The sequence below is a fragment of the Paenibacillus paludis genome, assembly GCF_042610515.1.
Taxonomy (GTDB): domain Bacteria; phylum Bacillota; class Bacilli; order Paenibacillales; family Paenibacillaceae; genus Paenibacillus_AQ.
This window is the reverse complement of record NZ_JBGJZP010000002.1, coordinates 306,326-327,604: the sequence shown is the minus strand read 5'-3', so window position 1 is coordinate 327,604 and position 21,279 is coordinate 306,326. Positions and strand designations below refer to the sequence as shown.

20 protein-coding genes and 1 riboswitch are annotated in these 21,279 nt (G+C 51.5%); of the genes, 15 read left to right on the top strand and 5 right to left on the bottom strand.

Going from position 1 to position 21,279, the window contains the following annotated elements; translation table 11 throughout:
- Positions 1 to 28: 28 nt before the first annotated feature.
- Positions 29 to 319: a hypothetical protein gene (locus ACAN56_RS04820; protein WP_038595033.1), complete on the bottom strand. Its 291-nt coding sequence runs from the start codon at positions 317 to 319 to the stop codon at positions 29 to 31.
- A 308-nt stretch (positions 320 to 627) separates the two neighbouring features.
- Between ACAN56_RS04820 and ACAN56_RS04815 the strand changes: the two genes are divergently transcribed.
- The 7 genes from ACAN56_RS04815 to ACAN56_RS04785 all read left to right on the top strand — a co-directional run bounded on the left by ACAN56_RS04815 (position 628) and on the right by ACAN56_RS04785 (position 8,238).
- Complete coding sequence (locus ACAN56_RS04815) at positions 628 to 1,392, top strand: DeoR/GlpR family DNA-binding transcription regulator (protein WP_038595031.1); 765 nt, start codon at positions 628 to 630, stop codon at positions 1,390 to 1,392.
- A 32-nt stretch (positions 1,393 to 1,424) separates the two neighbouring features.
- Positions 1,425 to 2,336, top strand: coding sequence for a 1-phosphofructokinase (pfkB, locus tag ACAN56_RS04810; RefSeq protein WP_038595030.1), 912 nt, complete (start codon positions 1,425 to 1,427; stop codon positions 2,334 to 2,336).
- A 36-nt stretch (positions 2,337 to 2,372) separates the two neighbouring features.
- Positions 2,373 to 4,298 carry a PTS fructose transporter subunit IIABC gene (locus tag ACAN56_RS04805; RefSeq protein ID WP_038595028.1) on the top strand — a complete coding sequence of 642 codons (1,926 nt, stop codon included), beginning with the start codon at positions 2,373 to 2,375 and terminating at the stop codon, positions 4,296 to 4,298.
- Positions 4,299 to 4,439: 141 nt separating this feature from the next.
- Positions 4,440 to 4,940 carry a Crp/Fnr family transcriptional regulator gene (locus ACAN56_RS04800; protein WP_038595026.1) on the top strand — a complete coding sequence of 167 codons (501 nt, stop codon included), beginning with the start codon at positions 4,440 to 4,442 and terminating at the stop codon, positions 4,938 to 4,940.
- Between the two features lie 316 nt (positions 4,941 to 5,256).
- Positions 5,257 to 5,928: a YitT family protein gene (locus ACAN56_RS04795; protein ID WP_038595024.1), complete on the top strand. Its 672-nt coding sequence runs from the start codon at positions 5,257 to 5,259 to the stop codon at positions 5,926 to 5,928.
- 495 nt (positions 5,929 to 6,423) lie between these two features.
- The gene (locus tag ACAN56_RS04790) at positions 6,424 to 7,356 is read left to right on the top strand and encodes a phosphotransferase family protein (RefSeq protein ID WP_379140801.1); all 933 of its coding nucleotides are present in this window, start codon (positions 6,424 to 6,426) and stop codon (positions 7,354 to 7,356) included.
- Between the two features lie 87 nt (positions 7,357 to 7,443).
- Positions 7,444 to 8,238, top strand: coding sequence for a TIGR00266 family protein (locus tag ACAN56_RS04785; RefSeq protein WP_379140799.1), 795 nt, complete (start codon positions 7,444 to 7,446; stop codon positions 8,236 to 8,238).
- A 108-nt stretch (positions 8,239 to 8,346) separates the two neighbouring features.
- On the opposite strand, the gene ACAN56_RS04780 is transcribed toward ACAN56_RS04785, so the two are convergent.
- On the bottom strand, positions 8,347 to 9,141 hold the full coding sequence (locus ACAN56_RS04780) for a class I SAM-dependent methyltransferase (protein ID WP_038595018.1): 795 nt from the start codon (positions 9,139 to 9,141) through the stop codon (positions 8,347 to 8,349).
- A gap of 118 nt (positions 9,142 to 9,259) precedes the next feature.
- Here ACAN56_RS04780 and ACAN56_RS04775 point away from each other — a divergent pair, with 118 nt between their 5' ends.
- Together ACAN56_RS04775 and ACAN56_RS04770 are read left to right on the top strand one after the other, a co-directional pair.
- Positions 9,260 to 9,961, top strand: a complete 702-nt coding sequence (locus ACAN56_RS04775) for a response regulator transcription factor (RefSeq protein ID WP_379140797.1) — start codon at positions 9,260 to 9,262, stop codon at positions 9,959 to 9,961.
- Positions 9,958 to 10,932: a sensor histidine kinase gene (locus ACAN56_RS04770; RefSeq protein WP_379140795.1), complete on the top strand. Its 975-nt coding sequence runs from the start codon at positions 9,958 to 9,960 to the stop codon at positions 10,930 to 10,932. The genes ACAN56_RS04775 and ACAN56_RS04770 overlap by 4 nt, the downstream gene beginning before the upstream one ends.
- Here the strand turns inward: ACAN56_RS04770 and ACAN56_RS04765 are convergent.
- A complete protein-coding gene (locus ACAN56_RS04765; protein ID WP_342436390.1) occupies positions 10,922 to 11,200 on the bottom strand; it encodes a PQ-loop domain-containing transporter in 279 nt (92 codons plus the stop codon). The genes ACAN56_RS04770 and ACAN56_RS04765 overlap by 11 nt on opposite strands.
- A 127-nt stretch (positions 11,201 to 11,327) precedes the next feature.
- A complete protein-coding gene (locus ACAN56_RS04760) occupies positions 11,328 to 11,762 on the bottom strand; it encodes a MarR family winged helix-turn-helix transcriptional regulator (RefSeq protein WP_379140792.1) in 435 nt (144 codons plus the stop codon).
- Between the two features lie 248 nt (positions 11,763 to 12,010).
- Between ACAN56_RS04760 and ACAN56_RS04755 the strand changes: the two genes are divergently transcribed.
- The 5 genes from ACAN56_RS04755 (at position 12,011) to metE (ending at position 19,248) form a co-directional block, all read left to right on the top strand.
- Positions 12,011 to 12,781 (top strand): ABC transporter ATP-binding protein, encoded by a 771-nt coding sequence (locus ACAN56_RS04755; protein ID WP_076108833.1) that lies wholly within the window; start codon positions 12,011 to 12,013, stop codon positions 12,779 to 12,781.
- On the top strand, positions 12,756 to 14,705 hold the full coding sequence (locus tag ACAN56_RS04750; RefSeq protein ID WP_038595007.1) for an ABC transporter permease: 1,950 nt from the start codon (positions 12,756 to 12,758) through the stop codon (positions 14,703 to 14,705). The genes ACAN56_RS04755 and ACAN56_RS04750 overlap by 26 nt, the downstream gene beginning before the upstream one ends.
- A gap of 17 nt (positions 14,706 to 14,722) precedes the next feature.
- Entirely contained in the window at positions 14,723 to 15,355 is a 633-nt protein-coding gene (locus ACAN56_RS04745; RefSeq protein WP_379140789.1) for a DedA family protein, read from the top strand.
- A gap of 72 nt (positions 15,356 to 15,427) precedes the next feature.
- Complete coding sequence (locus ACAN56_RS04740; RefSeq protein ID WP_038595003.1) at positions 15,428 to 16,288, top strand: undecaprenyl-diphosphate phosphatase; 861 nt, start codon at positions 15,428 to 15,430, stop codon at positions 16,286 to 16,288.
- 285 nt (positions 16,289 to 16,573) lie between these two features.
- A riboswitch (cobalamin riboswitch) is annotated at positions 16,574 to 16,784 on the top strand.
- Positions 16,785 to 16,947: 163 nt separating this feature from the next.
- Entirely contained in the window at positions 16,948 to 19,248 is a 2,301-nt protein-coding gene (gene metE, locus ACAN56_RS04735) for a 5-methyltetrahydropteroyltriglutamate--homocysteine S-methyltransferase (RefSeq protein WP_379140787.1), read from the top strand.
- A gap of 236 nt (positions 19,249 to 19,484) precedes the next feature.
- Here the strand turns inward: metE and ACAN56_RS04730 are convergent, their stop codons facing one another.
- Positions 19,485 to 19,637: a DUF1540 domain-containing protein gene (locus tag ACAN56_RS04730; RefSeq protein ID WP_076108838.1), complete on the bottom strand. Its 153-nt coding sequence runs from the start codon at positions 19,635 to 19,637 to the stop codon at positions 19,485 to 19,487.
- 407 nt (positions 19,638 to 20,044) lie between these two features.
- Between ACAN56_RS04730 and ACAN56_RS04725 the strand changes: the two genes are divergently transcribed.
- Complete coding sequence (locus ACAN56_RS04725; protein ID WP_379140784.1) at positions 20,045 to 21,187, top strand: DUF4349 domain-containing protein; 1,143 nt, start codon at positions 20,045 to 20,047, stop codon at positions 21,185 to 21,187.
- Positions 21,188 to 21,279: the final 92 nt, after the last annotated feature.

Below are 21,279 nucleotides of genomic sequence, written 5' to 3'. Positions count from 1 at the left end.
GAAAGAACTTATTGCCATGGATTAAGCTTTAACGCGGTGGACGGGATTTCCGTCGGGCCGCTTTTTTTTTTCTGGATTGTATGAATAAAAGCGGGTCGATATTTACCTGGCCTCCGGTTTCCTTGGTCACTTGCTTCGCTTTGACGAGGGCCAAAAATGCGAATACTTCTCCCAAAGCGGTCAGACCGGCAGCGATAATTTCATAATCTTCAGCGCTTAGCTCCGCGGATTCTACCGGATTGCTGGCGCCGGGATTATTATTCAGATTGCTGACACCCATGCGGTTGCGATATCCAAAGTTGTTTTTGTTATTGGCCATTTTCTGTTCACCCGCTTTTCCCCATATGTATTATAAAATATGTAACACCCCGGGCAGATGAAATAGGCGTTCGGGAGGATATTTCAGACAGCCGGCTTTGAGCAGATATGATCAAGAAAAAGGAGCTTTACAGATGATGAAAACGCTGTTATTATCATAAATAAGCAAAAGTAATCACAAACAGTCAATTTCAATCAAAATCGAGCAGTGGAATCTATTCGATCAAAATATGGAGTATAAGGATTATTGTTAATTCAGATCCTAAAGAAGCCGGAAGGTAACGCTGTTCCGTTAAGGAGTGAACCGTCATGCTGTTTGAAGAGGAAAGAAAACGTAGCATCGTGCAGTTTGTCGAGAAGCACACGAGGGGCTCGGTGCAGGAGCTTAGCCAGCAGCTTGGCGTATCCGAATCGACGGTCCGCCGTGATCTTAAAGAGCTGGAGGAAGCACGGCTGCTGAAACGGACGCATGGCGGGGCGGTCTCCCTGCAGAGCGTCAACTTTGAAGCGGTCTTTCAGGACAAGGAAGACCGGTTCCTGGAGGAGAAGCTGCGGATCGCCCGCAAAGCGGTGGAGATGATTCAGGACGGCGATGCAATCCTGCTTGACGGAGGAACAACAACCCTGCAGATTGCCAGGGAGCTGAAATCCTTCTCTAATCTTAAGGTCATTACTAACTCTATCATGGCGCTAAACGAGCTGAAGGAGTGCCGTAATATCGAAGTATCCATCACAGGCGGTATGCTTCGTCCGGATACACTCGCTTTTGTGGGACCGATGACGGAGCGGTCACTGGAGATGGTTCGGGTGGATAAGGCGTTTCTCGGTACGAACGGGCTGGATGTGCATGAAGGCATTACCACACCGAATATGCTGGAAGCCGCCACCAAACGCAAAATGATCTCCGTTGCCAAGCAGGTCATCCTGCTGGCCGATCATAGCAAGGTCGGGCAGGTATCCTTTTGCAAGGTGGCGGATCTGCAGGAAATTGATCATTGCATTCTGGACTCGGAAACGCCGGAGAGCTTTATCCGTGAGCTTGAAATGATGGATATGGACTATACATTAGTTTGAAAACTAGAAAACCACAATAATGAGGGATAATCATGATTTATACAGTGACACTTAACCCTTCCATTGACTATATCGTGGAAGTTGACCAGGTAAAGCTTGGCAGCCTGAACCGGATGAAACGTGATTTGAAGCTGCCGGGCGGTAAAGGGATCAACGTCTCGCGTGTTCTGAACCAGTTGAACGTCCAGAACAAGGCAATTGGCTTTCTTGGGGGCTTTACCGGCCGTTATATTGAAGATTGGCTGCATGAAGAAGGCATTGCCAGTGATTTCGTATCCGTCTCGGATGATACCCGGATTAACATCAAGCTCAAAGCCGGAGAGGAGACGGAGATTAACGGAGCGGGTCCGGTGATCCGTGATAACGAAGCTGAGGCGCTGCTTCAGAAGCTTGCTACTTTGCAGGCGGGTGACATCGTTATAATGTCCGGAAGCATTCCTCCTTCGCTGGGTGAGGATTTCTATAACAGGCTGATAGGCGTATGCAAGCAGCACGGGGCTGAATTTGTTATTGATACGACCGGACAAGCATTGCAACAGGCATTGCCTCTGGGACCGCTGCTTGTTAAGCCGAATCATCATGAGCTGGCAGAGTTGTTCGGGGTTCAAATCAGCAGCAAGGAAGATCTTATTACCTACGGGCGTAAGCTGCTGGAGCTCGGGGCGAAGCATGTGCTGGTCTCCATGGCTGGAGAGGGGGCTCTGTTCATTTCAGAGAATAGCCTGTTCCGCGCCAACGCGCCGGCAGGCAAGGTGAAGAATTCGGTAGGTGCGGGGGACTCTATGATTGCTGGTTTTGTTGGCACATTGTCCTTGACAGGAGATGTATTGCAGGCATTCCGTGCAGGAGTAGCTTCCGGCAGCGCAACCGCATTCTCCGATGATCTGGCGGACAGAGAACTTATTGAGCAGCTCAAGCCCTTGATCGAAATTTCGCAGTTGTAAACGGGCAGTTTAAGAAAAAAAGGGGAGTTGAAATAAATGAAAATTACAGACTTGATGATAAAAGAAACGATGATTATGGACCTCAAGGCCACGACCAAGGAAGCGGCGATCGACGAACTGATCGCCAGTCTTGCAGGCAGCGGGCGCATTAATGATCCCGTGCAGTTTAAAGAAATGATCTTACTTCGTGAAGCTCAATCCAGCACCGGCATTGGCGGAGGCATTGCAATGCCACACGCCAAAACCCGGGCCGTCAACGAGGCAACGGTAGTGTTTGCCAAAAGCGCAGCGGGCGTTGATTTTGCCTCACTCGATGAAGAGCCGGCACAGCTGTTCTTTATGATTGCCGCGCCGGAGGGTGCTGGAAATATGCACCTGCGTACACTGGCTTCATTGTCCAGGTTGCTCATTGAAAGCGAATTCATCGAGGCGCTGATGAAAGCTTCCACCCCGGATGAAGTATCCGCTTTGTTCGATGCCAAACAGGCAGAGCAGGAGGCCAAGGCCAAGGAAAAGGACAATGAATCCGAAAGCGTAAAGCAGGCTCCTGAACGCGTAATTACAGGCAACCCGGCTTCTTCAAGCTTCGTCGTTGCGGTTACGGCGTGCCCTACAGGAATCGCCCATACCTTTATGGCTGAGGATGCATTAAAGAAAAAGGCCCTGGAAATGGGCGTCAACATCCGTGTAGAGACAAACGGTTCTGAAGGGGCACAGAATGTGCTGACCGAGGACGAAATCCGCCGGGCCAGCGGTGTTATCATCGCTGCCGACAAAAATGTGGAGATGGCCCGGTTCTCCGGCAAGCCGGTGCTGCAAAGACCGGTAAGCGACGGTATCCGCAAACCCGAAGAGCTGATCACCAAAGCAATGAATGGAGATGCGCCGATATACCGCAGTGAAGGCCGCAGCAGCGGGGATGCCCCAGCAGGGAACTCCTCCAGCATCGGTAGCAAGATCTATAAAGACCTGATGAACGGCATTTCACATATGCTGCCATTCGTAGTCGGCGGGGGGATTCTGCTGGCGATCTCCTTCCTGTTCGAGCAGGTGGCAGGTGTAGATAATCCGCTTGTGAAGCTGCTGCAGACGATCGGCGGGGGAGATGGTGCCTTCCATTTCCTGATTCCGATTCTCGCCGGATTTATCGCACTCAGCATTGGCGACCGCCCGGCACTCATGCCCGGAATGGTCGGCGGTTATATGGCCTTGAACTCCAATGCCGGATTCCTTGGCGGACTTGCCGCAGGTTTCCTGGCAGGGTATGTGGTCATCCTGCTGCGCAAGGTTTTCGCCGGTCTGCCCAAAACTCTGGACGGCTTGAAGCCGATACTGCTCTATCCGGTATTCAGTCTGCTCATTACCGGCGGCATTATGTTCTACCTGTTTGATCCGGTATTCAGCTGGATCAATGAAGGACTTATCAATGGTCTCAACAGTCTGGGCACCAGCAATATGATCATTTTGGGAATTATTCTCGGTGGAATGATGGCGATTGATATGGGCGGTCCCTTCAATAAAGCAGCTTACACTTTTGCCATTGGAGTATTTACGTCCAGCGGCAACACTAACGGACTAATGATGGCTGCCGTTATGGCGGGAGGGATGGTTCCTCCGCTGGCCATTGCGCTGGCAACCACATTCTTTAAGAACAAGTTCACAGAAACGGAACGCAAGTCAGGTGTAACGAATTATGTGCTCGGCTTGTCATTCATTACCGAAGGAGCTATTCCCTTCGCCGCAGCCGATCCGTTGCGTGTCCTGACCAGCTGTATTATTGGTTCAGCTGTAGCTGGCGGACTTACACAGCTGTGGAACATCAACGTCCCGGCTCCGCACGGCGGAATTTTTGTAGCCGCTCTGTCCAGCAACGCTCTGCTGTTCATTCTGGCGGTTCTTATCGGAGCTGTTATCTCCGGCCTGACGCTGGGACTTTGGAAGAAGCCGATTAAGGCTAATTAAGACAGTACAACATCCGTACTGCGGGATTCAGAATTCAACTCTGAGTCCCGCAGTTTTTTTTGCCTGAACGACCTGCATTTTGCAGGCGTATTTCTGTATAATTACAAATATACTTAACGAGAAGATAAAGGAGCGAGCGAGATGATTCTGCACAAAGGGGAGGCTTTGTTCCGCCAGGGAGACAGCTGCCAAAATCTGTACAAGGTAAAGAGCGGGCTGTTTAAGGTGACAAGGCTGCATGAGAACGGGAACATGGTGCTGTTCAACCTGTTGTATCCCGGTGAGACGGTTCCCCATCATTCCCTCATTTCGCCAAAGGAGGCGCATGGAACGGCGGTGGCGATGATGAGAAGCGAGGTGGAGGTCATTCCGGCTGCGGAATGGTACCGCGAGCTGCGCGAGGAGCCGGATAAAGTGATGGAAATCGCTTTGCTGCTCCAGGAGAAGGTTCGTTTTATGCAGACACGCATTGACCACCTTACTGTCGGATCGCCGGGGGAGCGGATGGAGCTGCTGACCCGCTGGCTGAATGAGTACTCATATGGAGCACAGCTGACAGACCTGCTGACACAGGAAGAAATTGGGCAATTGATCGGCGTCCGGCGGGAGACGGTGAACCGTCTGCTGCGAAATCCGGGCTAATTCATGCTTTTTATTGGAAAACTGTTTAGAGTGACTCCTTTGCGTGGTATAATCTAAACAGAACATATCAAACTAAAGAAAGGATCAGGATACCATGTGTCCCCGAAGGACGATTCCCCAAAGGACGATTTGGAAACGTTATGATCTGTCTTATACTTAGCTTCCCTGTAGAATGTGCGCGAACCGTTGTTAATTGACGAAGCCGCCTCTGCGTGGGAAGGGAGTATTGTATGCGAAGGAAGAACTCTTCTGGTTTTACCCCTCGTAGAGGCTGGCGGGACGTATAAGCCGCCATTTACGATAAGGGGAGACCTGTATGAAGAAACAAGACAGTGGCATGAGGTTGCCGCTACGACTCATTATTATTTTATCCGGAACATTGTTACTTGCATTTACTTATTATCACATCAATTATCAGAATCATTTGACCGAGGGCGGGTTTGTAGGCCTGGCACTGCTCGGCAAATACGTATTAGGAATTTCACCTTCACTATCTACGCTAATCTTAGACATTCCAGTACTCATAATCGCAATGATATTCAAAGGAAAATCGTTCGTGGTGAACACCTTCATCTCCGTAGGAGCCTTCACGGTATTCTATGGTTTGATGGAACGCTATTCCGGATGGGTCATCGACTTGCAGGATAACTTGCCGCTTGCGGCGTTGTTGTCCGGTGTACTGACAGGTCTAGGAGCGGGAATGGTCCTGCGCGGCGGCGGGGCGAGCGGTGGAGACGATATTTTGTCCCTGCTGATCAGTGAATGGAAAGGAATTAAAGTGGGTACGGTATTCATCCTGATGGATGTAATTGTTTTGGCGTTGTCACTCTTCTATATGCCTCTCAAGGAAACCTTGTATACGGTGATGGCCGTGGTTGTAGCCGGCTATGTGATCACCTTTACCACGTCCTTGGGCAGACCGAAGCTGAGCAAGGCGCCGAAGATCCAGCCTGCACGCGTGAAGCCGCAGGATGGTACGGTAATGTGAATAGGGCAAAGTTAGCCCCATGTCATGGGGATCATTATGAGAGGCCAACGGGAACTTACCCGGCTGGCCTCTTGTTTGTGTGGCGAAGTTAACCGCCTTCCGGTAAAAAACAATTAAAAAAGTTGATGTCGGGGAATTGTGTTATATAATGGAAACAAATAAAAGAACGGTGGGATCAGCGCTTTGATGATGACTATATTCCTGACAAAAGAAATCGGTTAATCCATTAACTGAATAACGCATGAACTGACCAGGCACAGGTATTCCCGGAGTACTGAGGGATTATTCCGCATGGCCGCAGCTCATGTTTCTTTTGTTATGAACTATAGTCTAGTCTCAAGCTGCCGTATCCATTGCCGCGATAGAGGTCTCTCTATTGCCGGGCACCGTTTGCGTAAAGCCGTGGATGAACAATGTTCATTCACGGCTTTTTGCTGTGCCCTGGAGGAGGCAGACTGGGCTTTATTTTACCAATTCAAAGGGAGATGATGAGTAATGAACAGAGTTAAACCAAACGTCACTGCAGAGGAAATCGAAAGGATTGTCAGAAATGACCGGGGAATGCAGGCCGAGAATATCAATGCGATGGAAGGCGGGAATCTCAGCACTGTCTTTTCATTCAAGGCTGAGGAACGCGAGTATGTTATTAGGTTCAGTGCAATGGAGGATGCCTTCCAAACCGAGTCCTATATTGCAAATCTGCTCACCTCACAGGGAGTCCCTTTTCCGAGAGTATTGGGGCTGGGGCTACATAAGGCTTACAGCTATTGTATCTCGGAGTGCGTGACAGGGCATAATCTGGCAGACCTGCAAGCAGAGCAGAGGGCTGCACTGCTTCCCGAGCTGGTTCAAGTCATTACCGGGATGAACGGGGTGAAGCTGGACAGCAGCTCTTCAGGGTATGGTTTCTTGAACAATGAAGGGAATGGCATCTATGCCAGCTGGGAGGAGTTCATCCGCTCTTTTTACGGGCAGGAGCAGCAGGAAGGCTTCTGGGAGAATTGGCATGAGCTGTTCACCAGCAGTTGTCTGGAAAAGGATGTATTTGACGAGTGCTACGCCCGGTTGCTTGCATACAGCAAATATAACGCGCCGCACCGCCATTTTGTCCATAATGATTGCCATGAGTGGAACATACTCACAGACGGCCGCCGGATTACCGGAATTATCGACAGCAACAGCATATACGGGGATTTCATGATTGATGTGGCCTCAATGCATGCAATGATACCCGGTGTGGATATGGCACAGGTTATCCACAGGCATTATGAAGAACTGGGAGCACCGGTTGCCCATTTTGAGGAGCGCTTAACAGGTGCCCGCTATTTTAAAGGGCTGGATGCTATGAGGTTTTACGCAAAAATGGGCTGGGACCATGCTTATATGGAGACGCGTGACCGTCTGCTGTCCATACCCTGCAATATTTAACAGAATGCTGAAACCGCTGCTGGAGGGAGCGCGTATATATCTCATTCAAAAACATAGGATTACAAAAACTTTGGGGGGATAACAAGGATGAGTGCTCACGAAATTGATTATGTCATTATGGGCGAGGAAATACAGTGTGTGGAGGTGCAGCTTGATCCCGGAGAGAGCGTAATCGCTGAAGCTGGGAGTTTCATGATGATGGACCCGGAGGTTACGATGGAGACGATCTTTGGCGACGGATCAGGATCTGGACGGACAAATGGTCTGGTAGGCAAGCTGATGGGTGCAGGCAAACGCCTGTTGACCGGAGAAAGCCTGTTTATGACGATCTTCACGCACAGCGGGGGTTATGGCCGGAAGAGTGTTACCTTTGCGGCTCCATACCCGGGCAAGATTATCCCGCTTGATCTTCAGCAATACCATGGTAAAATCATCTGCCAGAAGGACGCGTTCCTCTGTGCAGCGAAGGGTGTTTCGGTGGGAATTGAATTCCAGCGCAAGCTGGGCGCAGGCTTCTTCGGCGGTGAAGGATTCATTATGCAAAAGCTGGAGGGAGACGGACTCTCCTTCGTCCATTCCGGGGGCTATGTGCTGGAACGGACGCTGCAGCCTGGAGAGACAATCAAGATCGACACCGGCTGTCTTGTGGCCATGACTTCGTCTGTAGATTATGATATCGAATTTGTCAAAGGTGTTAAGACCGCGCTGTTTGGCGGGGAAGGATTGTTCTTTGCTACCCTGCGCGGGCCGGGCAAGGTATGGGTACAGTCGCTGCCGTTCAGCCGGATGGCGGACCGCATTCTGTCGGCAGCCGGCAACACCGGCCGCAAGGAAGAAGGAAGCGTCCTTGGGGGCCTTGGCAATCTGCTGGATGGCAGATAGGATTGCCAGAGACAAGAATTAGAATTGCAGCTTTTCCACTTCGCGGGTACAGCGTGATTAGAGAAACAGCCGTCTTCACCGGATTACCCGGGAAGGCGGCTGTTTGTGTTATTTTACGGCCAGAATAATATTAGTATGTATCCCTTCAGTAAAGACTCCTTTGGGGTCAAGAAGCAATAACCTCTCTTCCAGCTCTCTCTCGAATAGAGGTGCCCGGTCGCCGAGAAACCGCTTCGAACCAAAGGAGGTGGAATACAGATTCCCCAGTATGGCTTCTATAGTCCACTGATATTCATACATTGGCAGCCGGTGAGTTTCAAGGCGGAAGCTGGATCCGGCTACGATATCCGTGTGACTTTTGAGCGGATGAGAATAGGTCGTATTGCCAGCCTTCCGCTCCTCGCCATACCATTTGCGCACGATCCGGTCCACTTCGTTCTGCCAAGGCAGGGGCGCTTGATCAGGCTTATATTGATCCACAATAGCGACCCCGCCTCCCGGAGCAACCCGGTTGTAGAGCAGTTCGAGCACCAGGTCCCTGTCCATCCAGTGAAAAGCCTTGGCTATAGTGACCAGACGGTACACGGGAAATGTGGCCAGAGCCAAATATTCTTCCGCTTTTCCCGCAACCCATTCCGTATTAAGCGCTCTCATTTCCTTGCTGATCCGCATTGCCTCATTGATCATTTCCTGTTCGTAGTCGAGTCCGGTCACGCGCTGAACCCAATCGGCAAAACGCAAGGCAAGCTGCCCGGTTCCACAGCCCAAATCCAGCAGTTCGCCTTCCCCGTCCAGCCCAAAGCGGTTCACAAGGAATCTCACCAGCCCGGAAGGATAGAGCGGACGATACTTCGCGTAATAACCTGCCGATCCTTTGAAAAGATCCTGACCATAATCTATCATGCCTCTCATCAGCTCCTTTGACTGAAAATTATAACCTATATTTGACTAGCCTGCAGTGACTGTATATATTATTGGGCAAACCCCTTAGCTTCACTAGGGCATAAACCGGAGGCCTGATATGTTCAAAATATTTATCATTGAGGATGACCGGGGGCTGGTGGCGCTGCTCCAGGAATATTTACATAGGTTCGGCTATGGAACACAGGCGGTGAACGATTTTGAAGCGGTTCGGACCGAGTTTGAGCAGTATGCGCCGCATCTCGTACTGCTGGATGTTAATCTGCCTAAATTTGACGGTTATTACTGGTGCCGCCAGATCCGCGGAATCTCGACCTGTCCGATTCTTTTCATCTCCGCCCGCGACGGCAAAATGGATCAGGTGATGGCGCTGGAGAACGGAGCGGATGATTACATTACGAAGCCGTTTGATTATGAAATTGCCATGGCCAAAATCAAAAGCCATCTGCGCCGCGCTTACGGCTCCTATGCTGTGGGAGCGAACGAGCGCAGTCTGGCGGTGTCAGGGTTGACGCTGGATGTGGAACGTCTGGTGCTGTCGCGCGGCAATGCCAAAGTCGACCTCAGCCATACGGAAGCGAAAATTCTCGACGAGCTGATGAAAAAAACAGGCACCATCGTGACCCGCGACCGGCTGCTGGAGAAAATCTGGGATGACCAGGCGTTTGTTGATGACAATACGCTGAATGTCTATGTCACCCGTGTGCGCAAAAAGCTGGCGGCGATGGGTATTCAGGACGGGCTGCAGACCGTACGCGGGCAAGGGTACCGGTTAAGCGACAACTGGGGGGAAATGACGTGAAGCTATTTTTGCGGGAACAGACGCCGTTAATCGTGATCTACCTTGCCCAGCTTATGATCATTACCCTGGTGTACCGGCTGGACGGAGGAAGCGGTGTGAATGTCAGTCTGTACGCCGGGCTGCTCAGCACCTTTTTGCTGCTGGCCTATCTGGCGTACCGTTATTTCTCCAACCGGTCATTCTATGAGCGGCTGGAGAGCCTGCCTTCATCGCTGGATGAATCGGGAGGGCCCGCACAGGGCTCTCCGCTCGCGGAAAGCCTGCGCAAGCTGCTGGCACAGCAGTTCCGGCTCTACCAGAATGATTTGCACAGCTACCGCCACAAGCTGGAGGAGCATATTCATTTCATCAACCAGTGGGTGCACGCTATGAAGACTCCGCTCTCGGTGATACACTTGATTATTCAGGATAAAGACGGTCCCCCGTTTACGGCCATTGGCGATGAGCTGGACCGGCTGAAAAAAGGGCTGGATACGGTGCTCTATACCGCAAGACTGGATACGTTCGAGCATGATTTCTATGTAGAGCAGCTGGAGCTGGCGGACATCGTGCGCGGTGTGACCTCAGAACAAAAACGGCTGTTCATCCGCAAACGGGTGTTTCCGGCGATAGCGATGGACAGCGGCATAACCATCACCTCTGACGAGAAATGGCTGACGTTTGTGCTGACACAGCTGATAACCAATGCCTTGCGCTATACGATAGAAGAGAGGCGTGTAGTTCATTTTCGCGGATATCTTCAGGAGAAGGGCAGGGCGGTGCTGGAAGTCCGCGACGAAGGAGTCGGCATCCCGCCGGGGGATTTACCGCGTGTCTTCGATGCTTATTTTACCGGTGTGAACGGCCGCAGCTTTCAGGAATCCACGGGGATGGGCCTCTATTTGGTGAAGCAGATCTGCAGCAAGCTGGGGCATGAGGTGGAAATTTCCTCTGAGGTGGGCAAGGGTACGGCAGTGCGGATTATTTTCTGAGCCGGGGCTGAAACCGCAGGATCAGAATAACGACAGCCGATACTACTGTTAAAGACATGGTGTTTGTGATGAAAAAAGCAAGTCCCACGCCCGTCAACACCAAGTTGACAGCATAAGCCTCCATTAAACCAATCCCCAGCAGCATCAATAAGTAGGACTTCAGGTTTAAGTCCGCAACCGATTTTGTCTTGAGAATTTGGATGATTTGCGGTAGCCAGCCGAGGGAAAGAATGACACCGCCGATCAGCTGCATAAGCGAAAAGAGCATGAGAGCACCTCACAGTTCCTTTTTGTACGTTGTATGCGCCGCGGGCGGAATGGGTTCTTTTCACCCCAAAAAAACCGCCGCCTCTGGGATGAGGCAGCGGGTCGTTCAGGAAGCCAGGCTTACGCCATCATTGCTGTTTCAGACGCAGCAACTGCTCCAGCAGTTCCTGCACCCTGGTGTCAGGGAACGACTGGGCCAGAACCTCGTTAACGGTCACCCGGGCCCGGTCCAGCTTGTCTTGCCCTATGGCAGTAAGCGAGGTATAGATGCTTCTGCGGTCATCATCACAGGTCTTTCTTTGGAGCGCGTTGCAGCCTTTGGCTTCGAAACGGCTGACCAGTCTGGAGACGGCGCTCTGGCTTAACCCGACCATCGACTCCAATTGCTGCAGCTTCAGCTTCTTCTCCGGGGCTTCGGAGAGAAACAGCAGCAGATAGAATTCTTTTAGAGACAATTGGTATTTTTCCTGAAGTTTGGTTTCTAACTCATTTGCTACATTCATTTGTATATGGGTCAATGACAACCAGCTGGTTATCAGTTCATTGGCAAGAGTATCCTTCATCGCATATCACAATTCCTCTCCCGGCTATATACCGACTCATGAAATTAAATATTCAACTATTATAGCATCATACGCCTGTGGTTTGATAGATACAGAGGAAACGGCTGCAGCGTACCGGAATTCTGTCAACTCTATTCTGCTTACAATAATGTAAGGTGACTGTAAGTTTCAGAAATAGCAGCTGTAGTTTACAGTTTGTATAATGAAGTCAATCCAAAACGATCAGGTGAACGAAGGAGCGGAAGCACTTGCCCATATTAGACGTCCATAATTTATCCAAAATATATGAGGGCAAGGTATCGATTCATGCGCTGAACCATATTCGTTTTGCCGTGGAGAAGGGTGAGTTTGTAGGTATTATGGGACCTTCAGGCAGTGGGAAAACAACACTGCTCAACGTGATCGCCACGATCGACGAGCCTACCTCAGGCGAGGTAATGATTAACGGCGGAAATCCGAATGCGCTCGGGCGCAAGGACAAAGCGCTCTTCCGGCGGAAGGAGCTGGGTTTCGTCTTTCAGCATTTCAATCTGCTTGATACGCTTACCGTAGAAGAAAATATCGTGCTGCCGCTGACGCTCACCGGGGTGCCGCTTCCGGAAATGGAACACAGGCTGCAAGAGGTGGCTGAGCGGCTGGCCATCGGTCCGCTTCTTCATAAACGGACGTATGAAATCTCCGGCGGGCAGATGCAGCGGGTGGCGATTGCCCGGGCAATGATTCACCGGCCGGCGCTGATTCTGGCCGATGAGCCTACGGGCAGCCTGGACTCCAAAACAGCGGCCGAAGTGATGAGCCTGCTGGCTGAAGTGAATGAAGCGGAAGGGGCAACGGTGCTGATGGTCACCCATGACGCAGTGGCGGCGAGCTTTTGCCACCGGGTCATCTTTATCAAGGACGGACGTTTCTACAGCGAGATGTACCGGGGCAGCAGCAGGCCGGCTTTCTTCCAGAATATCATCGACATGCTGTCGCTGCTGGGAGGAGCAAGCCATGACCTTTCGGCAGTTCGCTTATAGAAATGTAACGCGGAATAAGCGTAAATACGCCGCTTATTTTGTCAGCAGCGCATTTTCCGTAATGATCTTTTTTCTCTGCGCACTGTTTATATTTCATCCGGCGATTTCGGGTGATATGATCCTGGATACGGCGGCTGACACCATGATGGTGGCTGAGGGAATCATCTTTGTATTTTGTTCACTGTTCGTGCTGGTGTCCGTAGGGTCTTTTCTGCAGTCCCGTAAGCTGGAATTCGGCATCCTGCTGATGCACGGCATGACGAAGCGGCAGCTGAACCTGATGGTCTTTTTGGAGAATATGATGATCGGCAGCTCCGCCATTCTCACCGGCACTTTGCTCGGTCTGCTGCTGGGCAAGCTGTTCCTGATGATTGGGGCGGGGTTCCTGGGCATTGGCCCGCTGGAATTTTATCTTTCCTGGCATGCGCCGGTACTGACGATTTGCAGCTTTGCTCTGCTGTTCATGCTGATCTCGTTAAGTACCTTTGCCTTTATCGGGAACGAGTCGGCGAGAGGTTTGTTTCAGCGCGGACGCAAAGGAGACAAGGAGCCGCGGGTGTCTGCCTTACTGGCGTTCACTTCTGGCTTGCTGCTGCTTGGAGGCTATGTTCTGGCCGCTACCACGACCGCAGCATCGGTGGAGAGAGTGATGTTTCCGGTAGTGGCGATTACGGTCGCCGGCACTTACTTGTTCTATACACAGCTTAGTCTATATGTGGTTAGGATAATGAGGAAAGTCCGGCGGTTTTATTGGCATAAGACAAACATTATTACGCTCTCGGGCTTAACCTACCGCTGGAAAGACAACGGGCGGATGTTTTTTATGGTGACGATTGTTTCGGCGGTATCCTTCACCTCTGTCGGGGTATTTGCTTCTATTCATACACTCTCCAAAGAGCTGAAGCTGGACTATCCGGCAGCGGTCGGTTATGTGGCCAAGGGCAATGAGGCCGGGTCCGCTGCGGAAGAGGATTTAAGCGGGATAAAAGCGGAACTGGAGCGGTTGAATCTTCCCTATCGCTCGCTGGAGATCCAAATCAAATATGCGGAAGTAGAGTCTCAGACCGGTCCTGACCGTACAGAGCGTTTGCCGCTGATGGCTTACAGTGATTACAAACAGGCGCTCCAGCAAGCCGGATTTACCTCCCGTGAGCAGCCGCTCATGGGGAACGAAGGTCTGGTCATGATCGGTTCCCAGCGTGACCGCAGCCTGACCTCTGATCGGGTTCATGCCCTCTATAAGCTGAAGCAGGGAGTAGATATTCAGGAGATCGGATATACGGAGCATGTGCCGATTGCTGAATATCTGCTGCCGGAGCTGGACGGGAGGGATGGCGGTGATTTCAGCGGAGTTGTCGTCAGTGACAGCTTGTTCTCCGCCATTGATCCCGTGCAAAGCGATTTGTATACCGGGTTCTATATGGACCCATTCCAACAGACGGTTGGCATTGCTTCGGGACTTGCGGACAAAGGCAAAGTGTCCTACGAGAGCAAATCCCCTTATGCCGTTGTGGTCAGCGGCACGCTGTTCGAAATTCAGCAGACACTATACAGTACGATGCTGTTCGCTTCACTTTTGGTCGGCACAGTTTTTTTTATCGCCGCAGGCAGCTTTTTGTACTTCCGGTTGTACATGGATCTTGACCATGACCGGCTGCAGTATTCGACCTTGTCCAAAATGGGCCTGACCGACCAGGAACTGGACCGGACTGTGACCCTGCAATTGTCCCTGATGTTCTTTGTTCCGGTGGGGCTAGCCATCCTGCATAGCTTGTTCGCCTTTATTGCGCTGCAGCGGCTGTTCTATCTGTCCATCGCTGCCGAAACGGGCGCGGTGCTTATCGGCTACCTGGCTGCGCAGGGGTTATACTTCTTCCTTATCCGCAGCCGTTATTTGCGCAATCTCAAAAAAAATCTCATCTGAACGCGGAGGAGCACGATATGAAAACATGGATTACCGATTTTATGGAACAGTTCGGCTATCTGAGCATTTTTCTGATGCTGGCCCTGGAAAATATTTTTCCGCCTATTCCCTCGGAGGTAATCCTTCCGTTCGGCGGTTTCATGACAACCACTTCCGGGATGACCATCCCCGGCGTGCTGATCGCCTCAACGGCCGGCTCGCTGCTGGGAGCGCTTGTGCTGTACTGGATCGGCCGGATGCTGGACGTGAACAGACTGGAGCGGATTGTGGACCGCTGGGGCGGACTGCTCCGGATAAGCGGAAAAGATATCCGCAAAGCGGATGCCTGGTTCGACAAATACGGCTACTGGACGGTATTATTCTGCCGGATGATTCCGCTGGTGCGGAGTCTGATCTCCATTCCTGCCGGAATGTCGGGGATGAAATTCGGATTATTCATGCTGTTTACGACGATTGGGACGCTCGGCTGGAATGTGCTGCTTATTCTGCTGGGTGCTGCGCTGGGAGAATCCTGGGAGGATATTGGCGTGTACATGGAAGCTTACTCGAGTGTCGTCTACGTATTGATTGCTGTGGGAGTTGTTGTGGGTGGTGTGCTCTATTTCCGCAAACGCCAGTCCGGTAGAAAACCGGTAGATACCACAGATTAATTAAATTCACAGGTTTCGCAGAACATTTAAAGCCTCGCATAGGGTGAGGTCAACAAAAAGGAGGGGATCAATATGGAGCTGCTGACTATCATGAAAGCCATCATTTTGGGAATTGTAGAAGGATTAACTGAATTTGCTCCGGTATCCTCGACCGGCCATATGGTAATCGTGGATGATATGTGGCTGAAATCCCAGGAATTTCTCGGAAAATATGCGGCGAACACGTTCAAAGTAGTCATCCAGCTGGGTTCGATCCTGGCGGTAGTCATCATTTTCCGCAACCGGTTCATCGACCTGCTGGGTCTCAAACGATTCAGCCGCAAGGAGCTGACGGCGGTGCCGGAAGGACAACCTCCGGTGGAGACGGAAGGCCGGCTGAAGCTGGCGCAGGTCATTGTAGGACTTATCCCTGCAGGAATCCTCGGTTTTCTGTTCGAGGATTACATCGATGAGCATTTATTTTCAACATCAACGGTGCTGATCGGTCTGGTCATTGGTGCAATATTCATGATTTTTGCCGACCGGTTCGCCCCCAAAAAAATCAAGACAGAGAGTGTTGACCAAATTACATATAGACAGGCGCTATCGGTAGGTTTGATCCAATGCTTGTCGCTCTGGCCCGGCTTTTCACGCTCCGGATCGACCATCTCAGGTGGTGTGCTGCTGGGTATGAGCCACCGTGCGGCTGCCGATTTCACCTTTATTATGGCAGTGCCGATTATGGCGGGTGCGAGTCTGATTTCACTGGTCAAGAACTGGCAGTATTTTACGATAGATGCCCTGCCGTTTTTTATTGCCGGGTTCATTAGTGCCTTCCTGTTCGCGCTGCTCTCTATGAAGTTTTTCCTGAAGCTGATCAACCGGATCAAGCTCATGCCGTTTGCGATTTACCGTCTCGTTCTTGCCGGGGTAGTCTACCTCGTCTGGTTCTAAAAGACAGTTTGAAACAGTCCGTTGACTGCTATCATTTATCGAAAAGGAACCGGCTGTACCTCCTTAACAAGGACGGTACAGCCGGTTCTTTTTGCTGTACACCAAACGTTCGCTGAAGCTGCTTCTTGAAGAGAGGCTGTGAGGGAATGTGCGGCAGAATCGCCGCAAAATGAGCCTGCACGGCGCCAGCTATAGAGAATGTGTATAACGGGAATACCCGTAAATCTGTTGCGGATAAGGTATCGGATTCAGTATGATGGCATCAGATTACGGGATGAATACAATTTGCAAATATCGGAGACAGGCGCCAGCCGGAGTATCAGAAAGGCCCGGAGGCTTAATAGGGAAATTCGGTGACAAGCCGATGCGGTCCCGCCACTGTAACGGAAGAGTTCATAGCAGCCCATGTCACTGGCCATATCTACTTCGCCGGGAAGACTTGCTGATGGATGCCGACGCCGCTAGCCAGGAGACCTGCCTGTCTCAACAGCACTGCAGTACCTACGGAAGATAGGGAGGTGTTAAGACGTTACCCATTGGCAGCCCATGGGCGTCTTTCCCTGCGGCCTGGTTAGGGGAAGACGCTCTTTATTATCGATACCGACTGAGATCATTAACTAAAGCTTAAGGCATTTACTATAGACAAGGGAGTGACTGTAATGACAAACAACATCAAGACGAGCAGCCTCGGTTATCCGAGAATCGGAAAGAACCGGGAGTGGAAAAACACGCTGGAGGCTTACTGGAGCGGCAAAATCAATGAAGAAGCCTTCCGCGCGGAAATGGCCGGGATTCAGCTTCAGCACCTCAAGACACAGCAGCAGGCCGGGATCGCACTGATTCCTGTCAATGATTTCACCTTTTATGACCATGTGCTGGATACCGCTGCTATGTTTGGCATTGTTCCTCCGCGATATGCCTACGATGGCGGAGACATTCCGCTCGATCTGTACTTCGCCATGGCGCGCGGCAATTCGGCCGCCCCTGCCTGCGAGATGACCAAATGGTTCAATACGAATTACCATTATATCGTGCCGGAAATCGGCGGGCAGACTCCCCGCCTGATTGAGAACAAACCGCTCGCTGCCTACCGTTTCGCCAAAGAGCAGGCGGGTATTGAAGGCAAGCCGGTTATAGTCGGACTCTATACCTTCCTGAAGCTCTCCAAGGGGTTCGCTGCCGATCAAATTGCAGAGGTTGCTGCCCGTTTCCTGCCGGTGTATGTGCAGCTGCTGCAGGAGCTGCAGCAGGAAGGCGTGGCTTGGGTACAGATCGACGAACCGGCTATCGTAACCGGCTTAACCGCGGAAGAAGTTGAACTGCTGGGAACTATCTACAGAGAGATCGCTGCAGCAGTGCCCGGACTTCATGTCTTGCTGCAGACTTACTTTGAAGCCGCAGAGCCGCTGGAAGCGCTGCTGGAGTTGCCTGTGCAGGGTATCGGACTGGACTTTGTCCATGACGGCGGGGCTAATCTGGCCTCGATCCGGCGTCTGGGCTGGCCAGAGGACAAATGGCTGGGAGCGGGCATTATCGACGGGCGCAATATTTGGCGTTCCGATCTGGATGCCAAGCTTGAGCTGGTCCGCGCGCTGAAGTCCCATGTGCCGGACGAACGGCTGATCCTCCAGCCATCCTCCAGTCTGCTGCATGTGCCGGTAACTGTTCAAGGCGAGGACAAGTTAAAGCCTGCGGTACGGCAGGCGTTGGCCTTCGCCGACGAGAAGCTGGCGGAGCTGAGTCTGATTGCAGCAGCGGCGGGCGAGGATGGGCAGGTCTATGCCGCAGCGCTCGCCGAGAGCCGCGAGGCGCTGAAAGTGTTCCGCGCCTTGCCGGAACGCGGGCGCCAGGATGTGGCTGAGCAGGTGAGCAGCCTGGATAAGCTGCCGGACAGCCGCAGCTTGCCCTTCGCGGAACGCGTGAAGGTGCAGCAGCAGAAGTGGCAGCTGCCGCTGCTGCCGACAACGACGATCGGCAGCTTCCCGCAGACGCCTGAAGTGCGCCAGGCCCGGCTCAAATGGCGCAAGGGTGTCTGGAATCAGGAGCGCTATGACGGATTTATCCGCCAGCAAATTGCAGATGCGATTACTTTTCAAGAGGAGCTCGGGCTGGATGTGCTCGTGCACGGTGAATTTGAGCGGACGGATATGGTTGAATTCTTCGGCGAGAAGCTGGCAGGGTACCTCTTTACCAAAGGGGGCTGGGTCCAATCCTACGGTTCACGTTGTGTGAAGCCGCCGGTCATTTATGCCGATGTTGCGTTTACCGGCCCTATGACCGTGAAGGAAAGTCTGTACGCCCAGTCGCTCACCAGTCTTCCGGTAAAAGGGATGCTGACCGGTCCGGTGACCATTCTGAACTGGTCGTTTGTCCGTGATGATCTCAGCCGTGAAGAGGTGGCCAACCAGATCGCCCTTGCCCTGCGGTATGAGGTTCAGGCGCTTGAGGAAGCGGGAATCGAGATGATTCAGGTGGATGAACCGGCGATCCGTGAAGGCCTGCCGTTAAAGGCTGAAGATCATGAGCATTATTTGAACTGGGCGGTAAGATCTTTCCGTATCGCTACCAACTCTGTGAAGGCGACCACGCAGATCCATACGCATATGTGCTACAGTGAGTTCAATGACATGATCGGATCGATCTCGGCGATGGATGCCGATGTAATCTCCATCGAGACCTCGCGCAGCCATGGGGAGCTGATCGTCAGCTTTGAAGAACAGGAGTATGACAAGGGAATCGGTCTTGGTGTGTATGATATTCATAGTCCGCGTGTACCGAAGGTAGAGGAAATGACACAGGCTATTGAGCGGGCGCTGCGTGTGCTTGATGCCGGACAGTTCTGGATTAATCCGGACTGCGGCCTGAAGACACGGGGCTGGGAAGAAACCGGAGCGGCGCTGCGCAACATGGTGCAGGCTGCCGTGATTGTCAGAGAGAAGAGCGGAGCGGTCAGCCGCTGATACGTCCATTATACCGGGTGCACATTTTCCCAGTGATCCGTAGGGGGGCTGAATATCCCGAGGAAGTCCAGCTAGGGTCGGCATATATACTGTAAAAACCAATCCGGGGTATTCCACCCCGGATTGGTTTTTTGCGGCGATCTTTTTTAGCATAAACACTTGATAATAATTCTCATTCTTGATAGAATGGGAAACAGAAAAGAAGGAACCGTGGAGGGTCCCTTCTAAGTCTACCCTTATTTACTTTCGAAAGTTTTGCAGTCTGTTTCTTCAGACTGTGTAGGCTCTTTGGAGCTGTGATAAGCAACAAAAATGGACTCAGCGTTGCATTTGTTCTCTTCTGCCCAATAGGTGCAAGAGTTCACTGCGCACAATACGTCTTTTGCCATGAGGGTTCACCTCCCCTTATAGTGGATTGGCAACATGATTAGAACGTTGTGATTTGTCCTGTTCAGCAAGGTGGAGCTTGTCCGAACAGAACCCTGCCCTTATTCCTTGTGAATAGAGGGTTTTTGGTGTTTCGTGTCTTTTCAGACACGATTATTGTAGCAAATAAAGCCTCATTTCGCAAACAGGATCATTCAGCATTCGAATGATCCTGTTTGCGATGTAAACGGTGTTATTTTTGGGAATAAACATCAAAAAAGGTCCGGAATTCTCTAATCTCCTGCAACCTTCCAGCTTTTGGAACGTCAAAATAAATAACGCGGAAGAGACTCAGAGATCAAAGGGCCTTTCGCCGGGGTAGTTTATATAGAAGAAGCTGAAATTCCACTACACTTTTGGAGGAATGAGAATGCGAAAATGGGGTCTGCATTACTTTTTATCTTTATTGGTTCTAGCAGTTGTGCTGGCAGGCTGCGGTTCAGGCGACGACAGCAACTCGGCTGCTGATCAACTCAGTGCGAACACCTTCTCTGAGGGAGGGGCGGCAGATTCAGTACCTGCGGCTGCTTCGGTTCAATCAAAGGATTCTTCGGCGGAGTCTGCTACAGTAACAGCAGGCGGACAGGATCAGAAAACCGATGCGAACAAGACCGGTACAGCCAAGAATCTTGGTACAGAACAGGGTGCTGAACAACCTTCCGGATTTACCGGGAGCGATGTTGCAGCCGGACTGAACAAGAAGCTGATCTACCGGGCCAACCTCAATATGGAGGTAAAGGACTATGCCTCAGCGCAAAGTGATGTACGTAACATGATTACTTTGGCCGGCGGCTATATTATTGAATTCTCGGAGAATATGTCTGAATACGAGAAGGGCGGGACCTTTATTCTGAAGGTGCCGGCTTCCGGATTCTCGTCTTTTCTGGATAATCTGGAGAAGATCAAGAATGAGAACATTCAGCAAAGCATTACAGGGCAGGATGTCTCAGAAGAATATGTTGATCTGGAATCACGTCTTAAGGCTAAGCAGCTGATGGAGAACCAGTATATCGAGTTTATGAAAAAAGCAACCAAATCGGCCGACCTGGTCGCTTTCGCTAACCAGCTTGGAGCGATTCAGGAGGAAATCGAACAGATTAAAGGCAGAATGCGTTATATTGATCAAAATGTCTCCTTCTCCACCGTGGAGCTCCGCCTCTATCAGACGGACGAAAGTCTTGCCGTTACGCAGAAGAAAGAGCAGGGTCCGCTGTTAGAGCGGGCATCGGATGCACTCAAGAGCAGCCTGAACGCTTTGTCCATTATGTTCCAGTGGCTGGTTGTTTTCCTTGCAGCGGCACTTCCGGTGCTCCTTATAGGCGGAGTGGTTACAGCGATTGTCCTCTGGTACCGGAGAAAATCCAAGGAGCGTGAGAAGACGCATATGGAGCGGATCGGCCAGATCAACCGGGAGCAGAACAGGGAGAATCTGAACCGCAGCAGCACAGAGCCTGCGCCGGAGAATAGAACTGCCCCCGAGGAAGATGGCGGTGAACCGGAGAATAAAGGATAAAGAATGAGCACCCTGTATGGGATGATAAGTTTTTTTGGAGCTTGGTTGTAATTCTCTTTTGAAATTTCCCTAATAGATGAGAAGCAAAGATG